At 71.8% G+C, this 16,086-nt stretch carries 15 protein-coding genes; 5 read left to right on the forward strand and 10 right to left on the reverse strand.

Annotated features, from left to right (window positions below):
- Positions 1-47: 47 nt before the first annotated feature.
- The 4 genes from BMZ92_RS03760 to BMZ92_RS03775 all read right to left on the reverse strand — a co-directional run bounded on the left by BMZ92_RS03760 (position 48) and on the right by BMZ92_RS03775 (position 4,781).
- Positions 48-848 carry a methyltransferase domain-containing protein gene (locus BMZ92_RS03760; protein ID WP_342743455.1) on the reverse strand — a complete coding sequence of 267 codons (801 nt, stop codon included), beginning with the start codon at positions 846-848 and terminating at the stop codon, positions 48-50.
- An 81-nt stretch (positions 849-929) separates the two neighbouring features.
- Positions 930-3,302, reverse strand: a complete 2,373-nt coding sequence (locus tag BMZ92_RS03765; protein ID WP_091504210.1) for a phosphoketolase family protein — start codon at positions 3,300-3,302, stop codon at positions 930-932.
- Entirely contained in the window at positions 3,299-4,171 is an 873-nt protein-coding gene (locus tag BMZ92_RS03770) for a universal stress protein (RefSeq protein ID WP_091504211.1), read from the reverse strand. Before BMZ92_RS03770 ends, BMZ92_RS03765 begins: the two co-directional genes overlap by 4 nt.
- Positions 4,164-4,781, reverse strand: a complete 618-nt coding sequence (locus BMZ92_RS03775) for a CBS domain-containing protein (RefSeq protein ID WP_091504352.1) — start codon at positions 4,779-4,781, stop codon at positions 4,164-4,166. The genes BMZ92_RS03770 and BMZ92_RS03775 overlap by 8 nt, the downstream gene beginning before the upstream one ends.
- Before the next feature lie 147 nt (positions 4,782-4,928).
- Between BMZ92_RS03775 and BMZ92_RS03780 the strand changes: the two genes are divergently transcribed.
- Positions 4,929-5,357, forward strand: a complete 429-nt coding sequence (locus BMZ92_RS03780; protein WP_091504212.1) for a pyridoxamine 5'-phosphate oxidase family protein — start codon at positions 4,929-4,931, stop codon at positions 5,355-5,357.
- A 123-nt stretch (positions 5,358-5,480) separates the two neighbouring features.
- On the opposite strand, the gene BMZ92_RS03785 is transcribed toward BMZ92_RS03780, so the two are convergent.
- Positions 5,481-8,114: a cation-translocating P-type ATPase gene (locus BMZ92_RS03785; protein ID WP_091504213.1), complete on the reverse strand. Its 2,634-nt coding sequence runs from the start codon at positions 8,112-8,114 to the stop codon at positions 5,481-5,483.
- A gap of 392 nt (positions 8,115-8,506) precedes the next feature.
- Here BMZ92_RS03785 and BMZ92_RS03790 point away from each other — a divergent pair, with 392 nt between their 5' ends.
- Together BMZ92_RS03790 and BMZ92_RS03795 are read left to right on the forward strand one after the other, a co-directional pair.
- Positions 8,507-9,028: a hypothetical protein gene (locus BMZ92_RS03790; RefSeq protein ID WP_091504214.1), complete on the forward strand. Its 522-nt coding sequence runs from the start codon at positions 8,507-8,509 to the stop codon at positions 9,026-9,028.
- Entirely contained in the window at positions 9,025-10,086 is a 1,062-nt protein-coding gene (locus BMZ92_RS03795) for a hypothetical protein (protein WP_091504215.1), read from the forward strand. Before BMZ92_RS03790 ends, BMZ92_RS03795 begins: the two co-directional genes overlap by 4 nt.
- Positions 10,087-10,130: 44 nt before the next feature.
- Here BMZ92_RS03795 and BMZ92_RS38545 read toward each other — a convergent pair whose 3' ends face one another.
- The 3 genes from BMZ92_RS38545 to BMZ92_RS03810 all read right to left on the reverse strand — a co-directional run bounded on the left by BMZ92_RS38545 (position 10,131) and on the right by BMZ92_RS03810 (position 11,775).
- On the reverse strand, positions 10,131-10,622 hold the full coding sequence (locus BMZ92_RS38545; RefSeq protein ID WP_091504216.1) for an RICIN domain-containing protein: 492 nt from the start codon (positions 10,620-10,622) through the stop codon (positions 10,131-10,133).
- A 110-nt stretch (positions 10,623-10,732) separates the two neighbouring features.
- Positions 10,733-11,011, reverse strand: a complete 279-nt coding sequence (locus tag BMZ92_RS03805) for a 2TM domain-containing protein (protein ID WP_091504217.1) — start codon at positions 11,009-11,011, stop codon at positions 10,733-10,735.
- Positions 11,008-11,775: a slipin family protein gene (locus tag BMZ92_RS03810; protein WP_091504218.1), complete on the reverse strand. Its 768-nt coding sequence runs from the start codon at positions 11,773-11,775 to the stop codon at positions 11,008-11,010. The genes BMZ92_RS03805 and BMZ92_RS03810 overlap by 4 nt, the downstream gene beginning before the upstream one ends.
- A gap of 147 nt (positions 11,776-11,922) precedes the next feature.
- Here BMZ92_RS03810 and BMZ92_RS03815 point away from each other — a divergent pair, with 147 nt between their 5' ends.
- A complete protein-coding gene (locus BMZ92_RS03815) occupies positions 11,923-13,179 on the forward strand; it encodes a glycosyltransferase (protein ID WP_091504219.1) in 1,257 nt (418 codons plus the stop codon).
- Positions 13,179-14,126 (forward strand): galactose-1-phosphate uridylyltransferase, encoded by a 948-nt coding sequence (locus BMZ92_RS03820; RefSeq protein ID WP_091504220.1) that lies wholly within the window; start codon positions 13,179-13,181, stop codon positions 14,124-14,126. The genes BMZ92_RS03815 and BMZ92_RS03820 overlap by 1 nt, the downstream gene beginning before the upstream one ends.
- On the opposite strand, the gene BMZ92_RS03825 is transcribed toward BMZ92_RS03820, so the two are convergent.
- A complete protein-coding gene (locus tag BMZ92_RS03825) occupies positions 14,104-14,964 on the reverse strand; it encodes a hypothetical protein (protein WP_218153378.1) in 861 nt (286 codons plus the stop codon). The genes BMZ92_RS03820 and BMZ92_RS03825 overlap by 23 nt on opposite strands.
- 88 nt (positions 14,965-15,052) lie before the next feature.
- Positions 15,053-16,084, reverse strand: coding sequence for a lysylphosphatidylglycerol synthase transmembrane domain-containing protein (locus BMZ92_RS03830; RefSeq protein ID WP_091504221.1), 1,032 nt, complete (start codon positions 16,082-16,084; stop codon positions 15,053-15,055).
- Positions 16,085-16,086: the final 2 nt, after the last annotated feature.

Here is a 16,086-nt window from a genome sequence, read left to right on the forward strand (position 1 = left end):
ACGCCGCCCGCTGCAGGGCAGCCACCTCGCGCTACCCGCACCGGTGGTCAGGCCCGGGCGAGCAGTTCGCCGTGGGGTATCAGCAGCACGCCGTCGGGATGGGCGGCCCAGTCCCGCCACGCCTGCGAGATCGCCGCGAGGTCGGCCTCCGTGGCCAGGCCGCGTTCGAGCGCCATCCGCCCCACCGAGGAGTGGATCCGCTCGGCCCACATCCCGCCCCAGCTCGCGCGGTCCTCGGGGGTCGCGTAGCTCCAGATCGAAGCCGAGGGCGTGACCTCGGTGAATCCCGCCTCGTGCGCCCAGGCGAGCAGGCGCCGGCCCGCGTCGGGCTCCGCGCCGTTGCCGTGGGCGACCGCGCGGTAGAGCTCCAGCCAGGCGTCCAGCCGCTCGTCCGCGGGCCACCACGTGAAGGCGGCGTAGTCCGCGTCGCGGACCGCCACGACCCCTCCGGGCTTGGTCACCCGCCGCATCTCGCGCAGCGCCGCCACCGGGTCGGACAGGTGCTGCAGCACCTGGTGGGCGTGGGTGACGTCGTAGGTGTCGTCGGGATCGGAGAGCCGGTAGGCGTCGTCGACGGCGAACTCGACGGCCAGCCCGCGCTCGGCGGCGCTCCGGCGAGCCTCCTGCAATGGCGCCTCGGTGATCTCGATGCCGCGCACCCGCCCCGGCGCGACGGCCTCCGCGAGGTCGAGGGTGATGCTTCCGGGCCCACAGCCCACATCGAGCAGGTCCAGTCCCGGCCGCAACAGCGGCAGCAGGTAGGCCGCCGAGCTCGCGGCCGTGCGAGCCGCATGGCTGCGCACGACGACCTCGCTGTGCCCGTGGGTGTAGATGTCCCGAGGTGCCACGATATCTCCCATCATGTGGGATACGAAACCCACATGATGGGAGACTACCGAGGAGCCTCCGGCCCCGCAAACAGCGGTCACTCAGCTCCAGGTCCAGTCCCGCACCTCGGGCAGGTCCTCGCCGTGTTCACTGATCCAGCGGTGGTGCCGCTCCCGCGCCTCCGTCATCGCCTGGCGGACGGGCGCCGCCGTGCGGGCCAGGCCCGGCACGCGGTCGATCACGTCGATCACCAGCTGGAAGCGGTCCATGTCGTTGAGCACCAGCATGTCGAACGGGGTCGTGGTGGTGCCGTGCTCCTTGTAACCGCGCACGTGGAACTCCGCGTGGTTCGTGCGCCGGTAGGCCAGTCGGTGGATCAGCCACGGGTACCCGTGGTAGGCGAAGATCACCGGGCGGTCCGGGGTGAACAGCGCGTCGAACTCCCAGCCCGTCATGCCGTGCGGGTGCTCGGTGTCCGGCTGCAGGCGCATGAGGTCCACCACGTTGACCACCCGCACCGCCAGCCGCGGCAGGTGCTCGCGCAGCAGTTTCGCCGCGGCCAGCACCTCCATCGTCGGCGCGTCCCCGGCACACGCGAGCACCACGTCGGGTTCGCGTTCGGGGAAGGTGCTCGCCCACTCCCAGATGCCCGCGCCGCGCGCGCAGTGCAGGGCGGCCTGCTCGGGGCCGAGCCAGTTCGGCGTCTCGTTCTTGCCCGCCACGATCACGTTCACGTAGTCCCGGCTGCGCAGGCAGTGCTCCGCGACCGACAACAGGGTGTTGGTGTCCGGCGGCAGGTACACCCGCACGACCTCGGCGCTCTTGTTCGCCACGTGGTCGATGAACCCGGGGTCCTGGTGGGAGAACCCGTTGTGGTCCTGGCGCCACACGTGCGAGGTCAGCAGGTAGTTCAGCGACGCGACCGGCCGCCGCCACGGAATTCCCCGCGCGGTGCGCAGCCACTTGATGTGCTGGTTGACCATCGAGTCCACGATGTGCACGAACGCCTCGTAGCAGGAGAACAACCCGTGCCGCCCGGTCAGCAGATAGCCCTCCAGCCAGCCCTGGCACAGGTGCTCCGAAAGCACCTCCACCACGCGCCCGTCGGTCGCGAGGTGCTCGTCGGCCGGCTCGACCTCAGCCTGCCACGCCTTCGCCGTCACGTCGTACACCGCGTCCAGCCGGTTCGACGCCGTCTCGTCCGGGCCGAACAGCCGGAAGTCCCGCCGCCCGGCGTCATTCGCGAACAGTTCCTTGAGGTAGCGGCCCAGCGCCCGGGTCGGTTCCGCGCTCGACGCACCCGGCTCGGGCACCACGACCGCGTGCGCGGCGAAGTCCGGCAACGGCAACGGCCGCAGCAGCAGCCCGCCGTTGGCGTGGGGGTTCGCGCCCATCCGCCGCTCCCCGCGCGGCACCAGGGCGGTCACCTCCGGTTTCGGCCCGCCGTCACGGTCGAACAGCTCCTCGGGACGGTAGGAGCGCAGCCACGCCTCCAACGCACGCAGGTGCTCGGGGTTGCCCCGCACGTTCGGCAACGGCACCTGGTGCGAGCGCCACGTGCCCTCCACCGGCTTGCCGTCCACAGTGGACGGGCCGGTCCAGCCCTTCGGGGACCTGAGCACGAGCACCGGCCAGCGCGGGCGCTCGCGGGAACCGCCGCGCGCCTCGTCCTGGATGCGCCGGATCCGCGCGTGCACGTCGTCCAGGGTCGCCGCCATCGCCTGGTGCATCAGCGCCGGATCGCTTCCGGTCACGTAATGGGGCGCGTACCCGTAACCGCGCAGCAGCTCGTCCAGCTCGGCCCCGGGGATGCGGGACAGCACAGTCGGGTTGGCGATCTTGTACCCGTTGAGGTGCAGGATCGGCAGCACCGCACCGTCGTGCACCGGGTCCAGGAACTTGTTGGCGTGCCAGCTCGTCGCCAGCGGCCCGGTCTCCGCCTCCCCGTCCCCGATCACGCAGGCGACGATCAGGTCCGGGTTGTCGAACGCCGCTCCGTAGGCGTGCGCGAGCGAGTAGCCCAGTTCACCGCCCTCGTGGATCGACCCGGGAACCTGCGGTGCCACGTGGCTCGGAACCCCACCCGGGAACGAGAACTGCCGGAACAGCACCCGCATCCCGTCGGCGTCTTGTCCCGCCTCCGGCGCCACCTCCGGGTAGCTGCCCTCCAGCCACGTGTTCGCCAGCAGCGCCGGACCACCGTGACCCGGCCCGGTCACGAACATCATGTCCAGGTCATGGCGTCGGATCAGGCGGTTCAGGTGCGCGTACACGAAGTTCAGCCCCGGCGAGGTGCCCCAGTGCCCCAGCAGGCGGGGCTTGATGTGTTCCGGCCGCAGCGGCTCGCGCAGCAACGGGTTGTCCAGCAGGTAGATCTGCCCCGCCGACAGGTAGTTCGCCGCCCGCCACAACGCGTCCACCTGGCTCAGCTCGTCCTCGCTCAGCGCCGCGCGGACCTCGGTCGCGGTGCTCACGGGCGCACCACCATGACCGGGCACTGCGCGCGGTGGACCAGCGCCTGGCTCGTCGAGCCCAGCAGCAGCCCCTGGAACCCGCCACGGCCGCGGCTGCCGACCACGACCAGCTGCGCCTTCGCACTCCAGTCGAGCAGCTGGTGGCGTGGGCGGTCCTTCACCACGACCCGCTCCACGGGCACGTCGGGGTACTTCTCCTGCCAGCCCGCCAGGCTCTCGGCCAGGACCCGGGCCTGCTCCTCCTCAGCGGGTTCCAGGTCGAGCACCGCGTACTCGACCGGCACCGCGGTCACGTACTCGTAGTCGCTCCAGGCGTGGACCGCCACCAGCGGCACCTCGCGCCGGCACGCTTCCTCGAACGCCGCTCCCAGCGCCTTGACGCTCGTGGGGCTGCCGTCGACGCCGACCACCACCGGCCCGCTCGCGGGTTCGTCCCCGCGGACGATCACCACGGGGCACTCGCTGTGGGCCACCACCGCGACCGCGGTCGAGCCCGTCATCATGCCGCCGAACCCGCCCCGCCCGGTGGGTCCCAGGACGATCATGCGGGCCACCCGGGACAGTTCGATGAGGAACGGCACCGGCGACACGCGCACCCGCTCGGTGGTCGCCACCAGATCGCCGTCCACGTCGCGGGCGATTTCCGCGGCTTCGGCCAGCCGGTCCTCGGCGAGCTTTTCGACCGCGTCGAAGGCCTCCTGCGGCATCGGAAGACCCGCGCCGTAGTAGCCCAGGGCCGGGTCGAAGCACGACACCAGGTGCAGGCGCAGCTTGCGGGCCGATGCCTCGGCCGCCGCCCACGTCACCGCCCGCAGTGCCGACTCGGACCCATCGACACCGGCGACGATCGCGCCAGCGGAGTCAGTCATCGGTTCTCTCCCTGTTCCGGGTCAGCACGGTCGCGCTGACCACTCCCGGTACCGATTCCGCCAGGACTTTCGCGACGTGGCGGTCGGTCTGGTCGTCGAACTCGTCGAGGACGCGCACGACCCCGTCGTGCACCTCGACCTCCCACCGTTCCGGCCCGCCGTACACCGACAGGTGGTGGCGGACGTCGGTGGCGATGTCGTTGTCCCGCCGGGCGAAGACGCGCACGAGGTCGCCGCGGGTGACGATCCCGACCACGCGTGAACCGTCGACGATCGGCATCGCGCGGATGCGGGAATCCAGCAGTGCCCTGGCCACCTCGGCGAGGTCCGCGCCCGGCGCCATCCCGATGGCCGGGGTGCTCATCAGGGCACCGACAGTGGCTCCGGCCGTCCGCGGTCCCACCCGTTCGCCGGGAGCGCACCGCGCGTCCCGGGGAATCCGGTCGGCGATGAGGTCGGCCTCGGTCACGACGCCGACCAGCCGGTCGTCCTCGTCCACCACCGGCAGTGCGGTGAACCCGTGCTGGGTCAGCAGTTCCGCCGCGTGTTTGGCCGCGGTGCCGGTGGTCACCGTGGTCACCGGCCTGCTCATGATGTCCTGTGCCCGCATGCCGACCACGCTAGGAACAGCAGGGGTGGCCGGACAGCGGCCGACCGTCCCGGGATCAAGTGACTTCCTGCCCTCATCGGAGCCGGGACCTCCCGGGCACGCTCGACCCTGACACCATCGCTCCACCGAAATCGCAGGGATCGAGTCATGACCGAGTTGCGCGCGCTGTCCCCACGGCAGTGCATGGATCTCCTGTCCTCCGGGACCGTGGGCAGGCTGGCCTTCTCCGAGCACGCGATGCCGGCCATCCGGCCGGTCAACTTCCTGCTGCACGGCGGAGACCTCGTCATCCGCACGAGCCGGACGGGATCGATCGCGAAGCTCGTCGACGAGGTGGTCGCGTTCGAGGTCGACGACATCGACCCCGCCACCCACACCGGCTGGAGCGTCGTCGTGGTCGGAAAGATTCACCCGGTCACGAACATCGAGGAACTGGTGACCCTCGCCGATCCGCGTCGGCGGCCGTGGCCGGGTGGGGAACGGTCGTGTTTCCTGCGGCTGCCCATCGACATCGTCAGCGGCCGCACGTTCGAGGCGTACGACGTCGGCCCGGCGGAGACCGTCGCCGCGAGCTGAAGCCACCGGCTACCCCCCGTACCCGGGGTCAGGGAGACTGGTGCAGCACGGGCCGGGTGCCCGATCCGTCCTCGACTTCGATTCGCAAGCGGTCCGTCCGATGCATCCACGGCCGCATCGCGGTCAGCTCCCGGGGAACGCCGCCCGACGCGACTGGTCCCTCCGGCGGCGCCGGTAGCGCAGCAGCTCGTCGGCACCCCACACGACCACGGGGAACGGCACCAGCATCGCGAGCATCCACGGCGACAGCGCGGCCGTGCCGAACACGTCCTGCAACGGCGGCACGGAGACCAGCGCGGCGGTGAAGACCAGTTCGAACAGGATCCCGCCCAGCAGCAGCCGGTTGCTGAAGACGCCGACGGACCGCAGCGACGCCCACTCGGTGCGGGCGGCGAACGCGGTGCCCACCTGGCAGGCGACGATCCCGGCGAAGGTGACCGTGGTGGCCTGCAGGTAGGCGTGGTGCAACGGCGTGCCCTCCCCCACCGGGTCACCCGGGTGCCAGCCCGCCGCCAGGAGCACGGCGAAGAACCCGGCGGTCACCAGCACCGCCGACACCACCCCGAGCAGACCCCAGGCGCGAGCGAGCAGCCGCCGCGTGATGACGCCCTCGGTGCGCGGGCGCGGGCGCCGCGACATCAGCCCGGGCTCCGCGGGTTCGCGGCCGAGCGCGAGGGCGGGCAAGGTCTCGGTGCCCAGGTCGATCGCCAGGATCTGCAGCACCGTCAGCGGTAGCGGGATCAGGCCGCCGGACAGCGCGAACAGCAGGAACGGCACGATCTCCGGGACGGCGTGGGCGAAGATGTAGAGCACGAACTTGCGGACGTTGTCGAAGACCCGGCGGCCCTCCTCGATCCCGGCGGCGATCGTGGCGAAGTTGTCGTCGGTCAGCACCAGGGTCGCGGCCTCCCGGGCCACATCGGTCCCGCCCCTGCCCATCGCGACGCCGATGTCGGCGCGTCGCAACGCCGGGGCGTCGTTCACGCCGTCACCGGTCATCGCGACCGTTTCCCCGTTGTGGCGCAGGGCATCGGCGATCCGCAGCTTCATCTCGGGGGTGGCGCGGGCGAACACGATCTCGCCCGGCGCGGCCAGCAGCGCGTCCAGCTCGGCGTCGGACATCGCGTCCACCGCCGTCCCGTCGACCACCCGGTCCGCACCGATACCGACCTCCCGCGCGATCTCCCCCGCGGTCCGCCCGTTGTCGCCGGTGATCACGTGCACGCGGATTCCCGCGGCGTGCACCACCCCCACCGCGGCGGACACCTCCGGCCGGGGCGGGTCGAGCAACCCGACCAGCCCGACGAAACGCAGCCCCTGCTCGGCTTCTTCCTGCGACGGCAGGCGCGGCCCGTCCCAGTCCCGGCAGGCGACCGCGAGCACCCTCAGCCCGCGCCCGGTCCACTCGTCCACCCGGTCCTGAACGTCCACAGTGGAACCGCAGCGTGGCAGCACCGCTTCGGGCGCGCCCTTCACGTGCACCCGAAGTGCTCCACCGATCTGGTCCACAGTGGACATCATCTTGCGGCGCGGGTCGAAGGCGTTCAGGACGCGCCTCCCGGCCTCACGCCGGTCCGGCGGCAACGCGGTGCCCGCGGACTCCGCGTAGCGCAGCAGCGCGATCTCCATCGGATCACCCGCCTCGTGCTCCCCCAGCTCCGCCGTGGAACACCAGGCCAGCACCTCCCCCAGCTCCGGCGAGTCCGCACTCGCCTCGACCACCCGCATCGAGTTGGCCGTCAGCGTTCCGGTCTTGTCGGTGCAGACCACCGTCGTCGAGCCCAGGGTTTCGACCGCGGACAGCCGTTTCACCACGGCACCCCGGCGGGCCATGGACCGCACACCCACCGCCAGCGCCAGGGTGATCGTCGGCAGCAGCCCTTCGGGAACGTTGGCCACCAGCAGCCCGATCGCGAACAGGAACGCCGCCCCCAGCGACAGCCCCGCCACCAGCCCCAGCGGCAGGAACGCCACCCCGGCGCCCACCGCCACCGCCGCGATCAGCCACGCCACCCGCCGGACCTGCCGCTCCAGCGGACTCTCGTCCTGCCGCACCCGTTGCGACAACGCCGCGATCCGGCCCAGCTCGGTGTGCACTCCGGTGCCGTGCACCACGGCCCGTCCCTCGCCACCGGTGCAGACCGTTCCGCTGAACACCAGCACCGGCGAATCCAGCGTCCGGTCCGCGTCGTCGGCGGCGGAGGCGCTGCGCGGCACCGGGTTCGACTCGCCGGTGAGCGCGGACATGTCCACCTCGACGGCCCCGTCGACCAGCCGCGCGTCGGCGGGAACACGCTCCCCCTCCTCGACCACGAGCAGGTCGCCGCGCACCAGCTCCCGCACCGGGACGCGGGTGCGGTGCCCGTCGCGCACGACCCAGACCTGCTGCGGCAGGAAGCGGCCCAGCGCCTCCACCGCGTGCTCGGCCTGGCTCTCCTGCCAGAACGCCAGCACCGCGTTGAGCACGATCACGACGAACACCGCGATGCCCAGCGACGTCGAACCGGACACCAGCGCCAGCACCGCGGCCAGCCACAGGAGCAGGGCGAGCGGATGGGTGAACTGCTTGCCCAGCGAAACCCACCAGCGGCGGCCCCGCCGCTGCGGAAGCTCGTTCGGCCCGTACAGCTCCAGCCGGCGCGCCGCCTCCCGCTCACCGAGCCCGGCGCTGCCGGTGCGCAGGTCGCGCATCAGCGCGGCGGCAGGCTCCCGCGGATCGATGTCGTCGGGCACCGGGGCGGCGGAAGTCAGCGTCATGGCTCACGACAGTGGCAGCGCGTAGGGGGTGACCGCTGGTTGCTTAAGTCCTTTCGGCAGGGCCGATGGTCTCCGCGCCACGCACGGGGGACTTTCGGTTCTGTTCCGGTGTCCGGCTCGCCGCGAACGTCCTGGCACACGACGGCAGCGAGGAGATCGCATGGCACCGCGACGAAAACACTGCTCACCATCACGGCACTCGCCGCGCGAACGCTCACCGGGGTGGCGTCGGCCGGGGCTGCCTGCGCGAACCCGGCCAACCTGGGCCCCGGGGCAGGAGTTCCACACCGTGCGCTGGGACCGGCACGGCGGGATCAACGACCACGGTGACATCGCCGGTTACACCGATGTCGCAGGCTTGGCTTACGCGTCGCCAGCGGTGGAGTGGACCGGTGACGGTGCTGCCCATCCCGGCGGAGGCCTGGTCGGCCAACGCTACGGACGTCGACCACACCGGAACGGTGGTGGGCAGCGTGTCGCTCGCGGCCGGCACCCGCGCCGTCGCCTGGGCCGCCACCGGCCGGCCCACCGACCTCGGAACGCTGCCCCGCCACCCGGACAGCGCGGCGCCGGCGTCCGACGACCGGGGCACGGTCGTCGGTACCACCCATGACGCGAACGGTTTTCCGCACGCGGTCGGCCGGAACAGGGGCGCGATCGCGGAATTGCCCGGACTGGCCACCGGGCCCGGCACGACCGGCAGCGACGCCTTCGCCGTCGACGACAGTGGAGTGGTCATCGGGATCAGCGGCCGGGTGAACGTCCTGCCCGCTCTCGGCACCGTCGGCGGACGGACTTACGCGGGAGCCACCGCGGTCGCCGTCGCCGGTTTCGCCGGCTCCCCCGGAAACGGCCAGAGCCACGCCGTGCTCTGGCGTTGCCACGACAGCTCATCTCAGGAGGTAGTGCGATGAAAACGCTGTTTCTGGCCCTGTCCCTCGCCGTCGCGGCGGTTCCGGGCGTCTCCGCGGCCGCGACCGCACCGGCGTCCGTACCGGGCGTAGCGCTCGAGCCGGGGAACGGCGCGAGCTGGGCGTCCGGACTCAACGAGCGCGGTGAGGTGCTCGGCGCGCACGTCGTCGGGGCCGACGTCCACGGCTACGTCTGGCGCAAGGGCGTGGTGACGGACCTCGGCACCCTGCCCGGCGGCGACTACAGCCTCGCGACGGCGATCAACGAGTCCGGCGACATCGCCGGTTACAGCGGGATCTACCCGCTCGGCCCGCTGCACGCCGTGCTGTGGCACCACGGCACGATCACCGACCTCGGAACGCTGGGAGGCAACAGTTTCGCCGCGGCCATCAACGACCGCGGGATGATCGTGGGGAACAGCCAGCCGGAACTCCACGCTCCGCAGTTCCGCGCCGTCACGTGGTATCGCGGCGTCATGACCGTCCTCCCGGCGCTCGCCGGCGCCGAATACGACAACCCGGGGTTCGTGAACGACCGCGGCGACGTGGCCGGGTACAGCTCACTGGGGACGGGTGTGCACGCGGTTCTGTGGACCGGCGGCCGGGTCGTGGACCTTGGCCCCGGGCGGGTGACCGCGCTCGACGAGCAGGGCCGTGTCCTCGTCGACGGCACCGACGAGCAGGGACAGGTGTCCCGCTTCCTCTGGGACCACGGCCGCCGCATCGCCCTGCCGACAGGCGTGACCGGCTTGGGCGAGCGGGGCGAGATCTTCGGCACCTACCAGCCGTCCGGGGCGTCGTCGGAGCACGGATTCCTGTGGTACCAGGACAGGTTCGTCGACCTGGGCAACTTCGTCCCGAGCGCGGCGCACGGGTTCGGGCCGGTGCTGGGCAGCGTGCCCGGCAGCGGCGCCGCCCTGTGGTACCGCGGGCGCACGACCGCGCTGCTGCCGGTGCCCGACCGCGGTGATGCCCGCCCGATGTTCGTCAACGGCAGCGGACTGGTCGTGGGCGACACCGGGAACGACACCGCCACCGCGTGGGTCGTGCCGCTCCGCTGAACGAGGGCCGCCCGGCGGGTGCGGAACCCGCCGGGCGGGGTCTCCTACTCCGTGGTCCACTTCTGCTGGATCTGCCCGTTGCAGTCCCACAGCTGGATCTTGGTCCCGTTCGCCCCGAGCGTGGCGAGGTCGGCGTCGAGGCACCGGCCGTTGTACCCGCTGCGAATCGAACCGTCCTCCTGCAGGAACCACCTCTGCTGCGGTTGGCCGTTGCAGTCCCACAGCTGCACTTTAACCCCGTTGAACCCGATCCGGTTCAGGTCCGCGTCCAGGCACCGGGCGTTGGCGCTCCGGATCGTGGCGTCACGCAACGGTGTCCACGACTGCTGCGGCTGCCCGTTGCAGTCCCAGAGCTGCACCTTCCCACCGTTGGTTCCCATGGTGTTCAGATCCGCATCCAGACATCTCCCGTTGTAGCCAGAGCGCTCTGTCGTGTAAGGCGACGTCGCGTTCGCAGGCGCTGCCCAGAACAGCGAGAGTCCGGTGGACGCCACCACCAGCACGAAAATGGCGAGCACGGCTGGTATTCTGCGCATGTTTCCCTCCTCGGATTCGCGGACGGCCGGGCCAGCGAATCGGGCAGGAGGAACTCGCAACACAGCATTTCTGCTCTTGTGCCAGTGACAAACGCCCCTCGCGGTGAGCGTCACCGGCGGCGGTTCATTTCGCGGCGGATCCTCTCCTCACTGATCCTCGCGGGGGTGAAGGTGTCCCAGGCGTGCAGGGCCAGCCCGACACCCCAGAAGCCGAGGGGGAACGCCGGCCAGAAGAAGCCCGGCGCGAGGACGAGCCACCAGATCAGCACGAGGAAACCGTTCATCAGCACGTACACCAGGACGTGCTGGTAGAAGTCCCGCCTCTTCTTCAGCCGGGCGAGTGCCTCCGCACGCGGGTCCGGCCTCTCCTCGGGTGTCTGCTCGGTCATGACCGGCCATCTCCCTTCAGCACGGGCTCGAAACCCGCAGGCGCGGCGGTCGTCTCCCCGCCCACGAACGAGGTCAGTGAGCGGAAGCTGTCCATCAGCTGCGCGGGGAACACGATCGTCGAGTTGCGCTCGATCGCGATCTCCGAGAGCACCTGGAGGTTGCGCAGCTGCAACGCGACCGGGTGCCGTGCGATGACGTCGGCGGCCTCGGCGAGCTTGCCCGCCGAAAGGGCCTCCCCCTCGGCCGCGATGATCTTGCCGCGCTTCTCCCGCTCCGCCTCGGCCTCCCGCGCCATCGCGCGCTGCATCGACTGCGGCAGCTCGATGTCCTTGAGCTCCACCAGCTCGACCAGCACGCCCCAGCGTTCGGTGGTCGTGTCGAGGATCGTCTTGATGGCTTCGTTCAGCTTGTCCGTCTCCGACAGGACGTGGTCGAGGTTGGAGCGGCCGACCACGTTGCGGACCGTCGTCTGCGCGATCTGGCTGATCGCCGCCTCCACGTTCTCGATGGCCACGATCGAGCGCACCGGGTCCACGCGCTGGAAGTACGCCACCGCGGCCACCCCGATCGACACGTTGTCCTTCGTGATGACCTGCTGGGACGGGATCGGCATCGTCACCGTCCGCAGGCTCACCTTCCGCATCCGGTCCACGAGCGGGATCATGAACCGGATACCGGGCTCCCGCACCGGACGGATCTTCCCGAACCGGAACACCACGCCGCGCTGGTACTGGCGGACGATGGCCACACCCAGACTGCTCACAGCCGCCTCCTTCGGTCGACGGCCACCATGCTCGTCCGCCGGCACCGCCTCCACAGGGACCGAGAGTCCCCCGTCCGCGGGACCGAAGTCTCCTGTGCCGCGGCGCAGCCCACGCCAGTGTTCGAGGCGGAACGACGGAGGTGCGCCGTGCTGCAGACCGTGGACGTGGGTGAGCTGTCGATCGGCGCCTACCTGCAGGTCGTGCCCGAGGAGATCATGGCCCCGCTGCTGGAGGTGGCCGGCCGCCTGCGTGGCGCCCGCGTGCTGCACCTCAGCGCGACCCCCTACGGCGGAGGGGTGTCGGAGCTGCTGCGGTCCGCTGTCCCGCTCTACAACGACCTCGGGGTCCACGCGACCTGGAAGATCATCACCGGCCTGCCGCCGTTCTTCGCCGTCACCAAGAAGATGCACAACGCGCTGCAGGGCGCCACCACCCCGGTCACCGCCGAGGACCGGGCCCTGTACGAACGGACGGCCGAGCGCAACGCCGCCCAGCTGCGGGCCGACCCGGAGTTCGCCGGCTTCGACTACGTCTTCGTCCACGACCCCCAGCCGACCGCGGTCCGGTCCTATGTGGACGGATCCCGCGCCCGGTGGGTCTGGCGCTGCCACATCGACACGTCGCAGCCCGACCTCGCGACCTGGCACTACCTGCGGCGCTTCCTCGAACCCTACGACGCCACCGTGTTCACCACGGCGCAGTTCGTCCCGCCCGACCTGCCGCCCGGCCGGGTTGAGATCATCCCGCCCGCGATCGACCCGCTGAGCCCCAAGAACATGTCGCTGGACGACCGGACCGCGCACGCCGTGCTCAACTGGATCGGCATCGAGCCGCGGCGGCCGCTGATCACGCAGGTGTCCCGGTTCGACCCGTGGAAGGACCCGCTCGGCGTCATCGACGCCTACCGGCTGGTCCGCAAGGAAGTGCCGGACCTGCAGCTCGCGCTCGTCGGGTCGATGGCGCTGGACGACCCGGAGGCGTGGGAGGTCTACCGCACCATCGCCGACGCCGCCCGCGACGACCCTGCCGTGCACCTGTTCACCAACCTCACCGGCGTCGGCAACGTCGAGGTCAACGCGTTCCAGCGGATGTCCGCGGTGATGGTGCAGAAATCGCTGCGCGAGGGTTTCGGGCTCGTCGTCTGCGAAGCGCTGTGGAAGGGCACCCCCGTCGTCGCGGGACGAGCGGGCGGGATCCCGCTGCAGATCGCCGACGGCGTGGGCGGCGTCCTCGTCGACTCGGTGGCCGGCTGCGCCGAAGCGATCACCGGGCTGCTCACCGACCGGCCCCGCGCGGCGGCGCTGGCCGCCGCCGGCCACGAACGCGTCCGCCGCCACTTCCTGCTGCCCCGGCTCCTGCTCGACGAGCTCACCCTGCTCGACGCACTGGCCCAGGAGCGGTGATGACGGCGAAACGCTGGCACGGCGGTGAACTGCGCTGGGACCACCACAGCGGGGAGTGGACCGTGCTCGCTCCCGGCCGGGCCGGTCGTCCGCACGGCGCGGTCACCTGCCCGTTCTGCCCTGGCCCCGGCGAGGACACGCCCCCCGAGACCTGGCGCCTGCCGGATCCCGGCGGCGGTTGGCGCATGCGCGCCGTGCCCAACCGGTACGCGCTGTCCGACCACCACGAAGTCGTCATCGAATCACCCGACCACGGCTGGGATCTCGCCATGGCCACCGACGCGGAAGCCACGGCGCTCCTGAAGGCGTGGCAGCACCGCCACCTCATGACCAGGGCGGGCACGGCGCAGGTGCTGGTCTTCCGCAACCACGGAGAAGCCGCCGGGACCTCGTTGAGCCATCCCCACTCGCAGGTGGTCGGCCTGCCGGTGCTGTCCGCGGCCACCCAGCGGGAGCTCGCCGTCGCCCGCGAGCACTACGACGCGACGACCCGGCCCCTCGCCGTCGAGCTGCTGGCCGGCGAGCTCGCCCACGGCGAGCGGATCGTGCTCTCCCACGGTCAGGCGGTCGCGTTCACGCCGTTCGCCCCCGCCGCGAACTTCGAGGTCCGCGTGGTGCCGACCCGTCACCACGCGGACTTCTGCGCGGCCTCCCCCGCGGAACTGGCCGCCGTCGCCCACGTGCTGCGGATCGTGCTCGCGGCGCTGCGCATCGGACTGGTCGACCCGCCGTACAACCTCATCGTCCACAGTGCACCGACCGGGCTGGAGCAGGTGCCCTACCTGTCGTGGTGGCTGCGGATCCTGCCCCGGCTGAGCGTCCCCGCCGGGCTGGAGCTCGCCACCGGTGTCCCGGTCAGCACCGTCACGCCCGAAGACGCCGCCGAGCGCCTCCGGGCGTGGATCGCCGGCCTCGAGCCGGACGTCATCCCGCCACCACCGCCGTGACGGCGAACCGTTCGACGTCGGTGACGTGTCCACCGGTGGCGACGGCGATCGTGAGCACACTGCCCACGGGTGCCCTGAACGAAACCCGCACTGACCACGGGGTGTTCTGACCGCCCGCCGGAACACCGGGCGCCTGCCCGACGAGGCCCAGCCGCGATTCGCGGATCTGGGTCACGAGGTTCTCGTCCACGCCGGTGACGCGGCCTCCGACGGTCACCGGCGAGGCGACCATGGCGCCGTAACGCGGTTGTGTGAGGGTGAGGAGGGTGTCGCGGGTACCCACGACCTCCCACGGCGCGTCCGTGCCCGAGCCCAGCTTCGCCAGGTGGATCACCCCCGCGGTGGACGGTGTTCCGCTCGGGTTCCGGTAGCCGACGCCGACCCACGCCTCCCGGCCGTGCACGGTCGTTTCCGTGACGAGGTCGACGTTCTGGTAGCCCAGGTAGCCCTGTGTGAAGGACTGGGCGGTGCTGCCCGCGTCCAGGTGCCACGGCTGGTGCCCGCCGCTGCGGTAGCTCTGCTGCCAGGCCAGCGCGTCAGCGGTGCCGGTGAAGGGCCACAACGGCGGGAACCCGAACCCCGGAACCGGCAGGCTCCGCGAGCTGGACGGCGGGGGCGCCGGGGGCGAAGACGGGACCGGCACCACCGGGGCGGGCGTGCTCTCGGTCGTGCCGGGCGGGGAGCCGGGAGAGGCTTCCCGCTCACCCGGGCCGGACCGCAGGAGCACGGCGGTCAGCACCCCGGCGACGACGACCACGACGGCCGCGAGCACGGCGATCCAGCGCCGCCGGTGGGACTTCGACGCGGGAGGGGACGGTTGTTCGACGGGTGCACTCATGACCACATCACCTCACCCGCCACCGTGCGCCCGGCACGAGCGTGGCGGCGAGATACCGAAGTCCCCGGGAAGGCGGACCAAAGACTTCTCACCTGCCGTCCGTCCGCACCGCGTGAACAGCGAAGACGAGCCAGCCCGCGGCGGTCAGCCCGAGCCACGTGATCGCCCGGTACAGCACCACCGCCAGCGCCGCCCCAGGTGCGGCCAGTCCCCCGGCCACCAACGCGGCCAGCAGACCCGTCTCCGCCGGTCCGGCACCGGCCGGGGTGAGCTGGATCCCGATGCTCACCTGGACCGCGAGGTAGCCGGCGGCCAGCGCGAGCCAGGGCACCGTGCTGGCGCTCGCCAGGACGCAGGCGACCAGCGCGACGTAGTCCAGCGCCCAGCTGAGCAGGGCCCAGGAGGCGAACCCCGACCACGCCCTCGCGGACGGGCGGAACCGCGCCAACCGGCCGAGGAGTTCGTCGAGCGGACTGATCCCAGCGTGCACCCACCGGCCGTTGCGGAGCGCGGGAACGTGCCGCACCAACGCGAAAACCCGGCGGGCGGCCCAGTGCGCCGCCGCGGGCCGGTGAACCAACCGCGAACCGAGAACCGCGAGCGCCGCGAACAACGCGACCAGTCCCAGTGCCGCGGGCCAGCCGAGCACACCGGCGCCGGCGAGCATCGCGGGAGCGGGCACGACGAGCACCGCCGCCGACAGCAGCGCCGCCACCGTGGCCGACCAGAGGGACGCCGCCGTGTCCACACCTCGCGCGCGCAGTGCCGCCACGGTGTAGGCGGCGCCGGCGGTGGACCCGGCGGACGGCATCGTTTGTGCGATGGCGTTTCCGGCGAAGTTGACGGCCTGCACCGTTCCCACGGGCACGCGCGCGCCGGCGGTGACCAGCAGGCGGCGGTGCAGCTCACCGTAGGCCGCCAACGACGACAGCGCGGCGGCCACGGCGAGCGCCACCCACTGCCAGCGCACCGCGGCGAACCGCGTGCCGAAGTCACCGACGGTCGTCAGCGCCGGCGCGACCCGCCACACCGCGATCCCGATGCCGCCCGCGGCCAGCACCACGTCGAGGACCAGCCGCACGGCAGGTCGCCGGGCGGTGCGCAGCGCCTCCCGCAGCACCG

This window comes from Amycolatopsis sacchari (genome assembly GCF_900114035.1).
GTDB lineage: Bacteria > Actinomycetota > Actinomycetes > Mycobacteriales > Pseudonocardiaceae > Amycolatopsis_E > Amycolatopsis_E sacchari.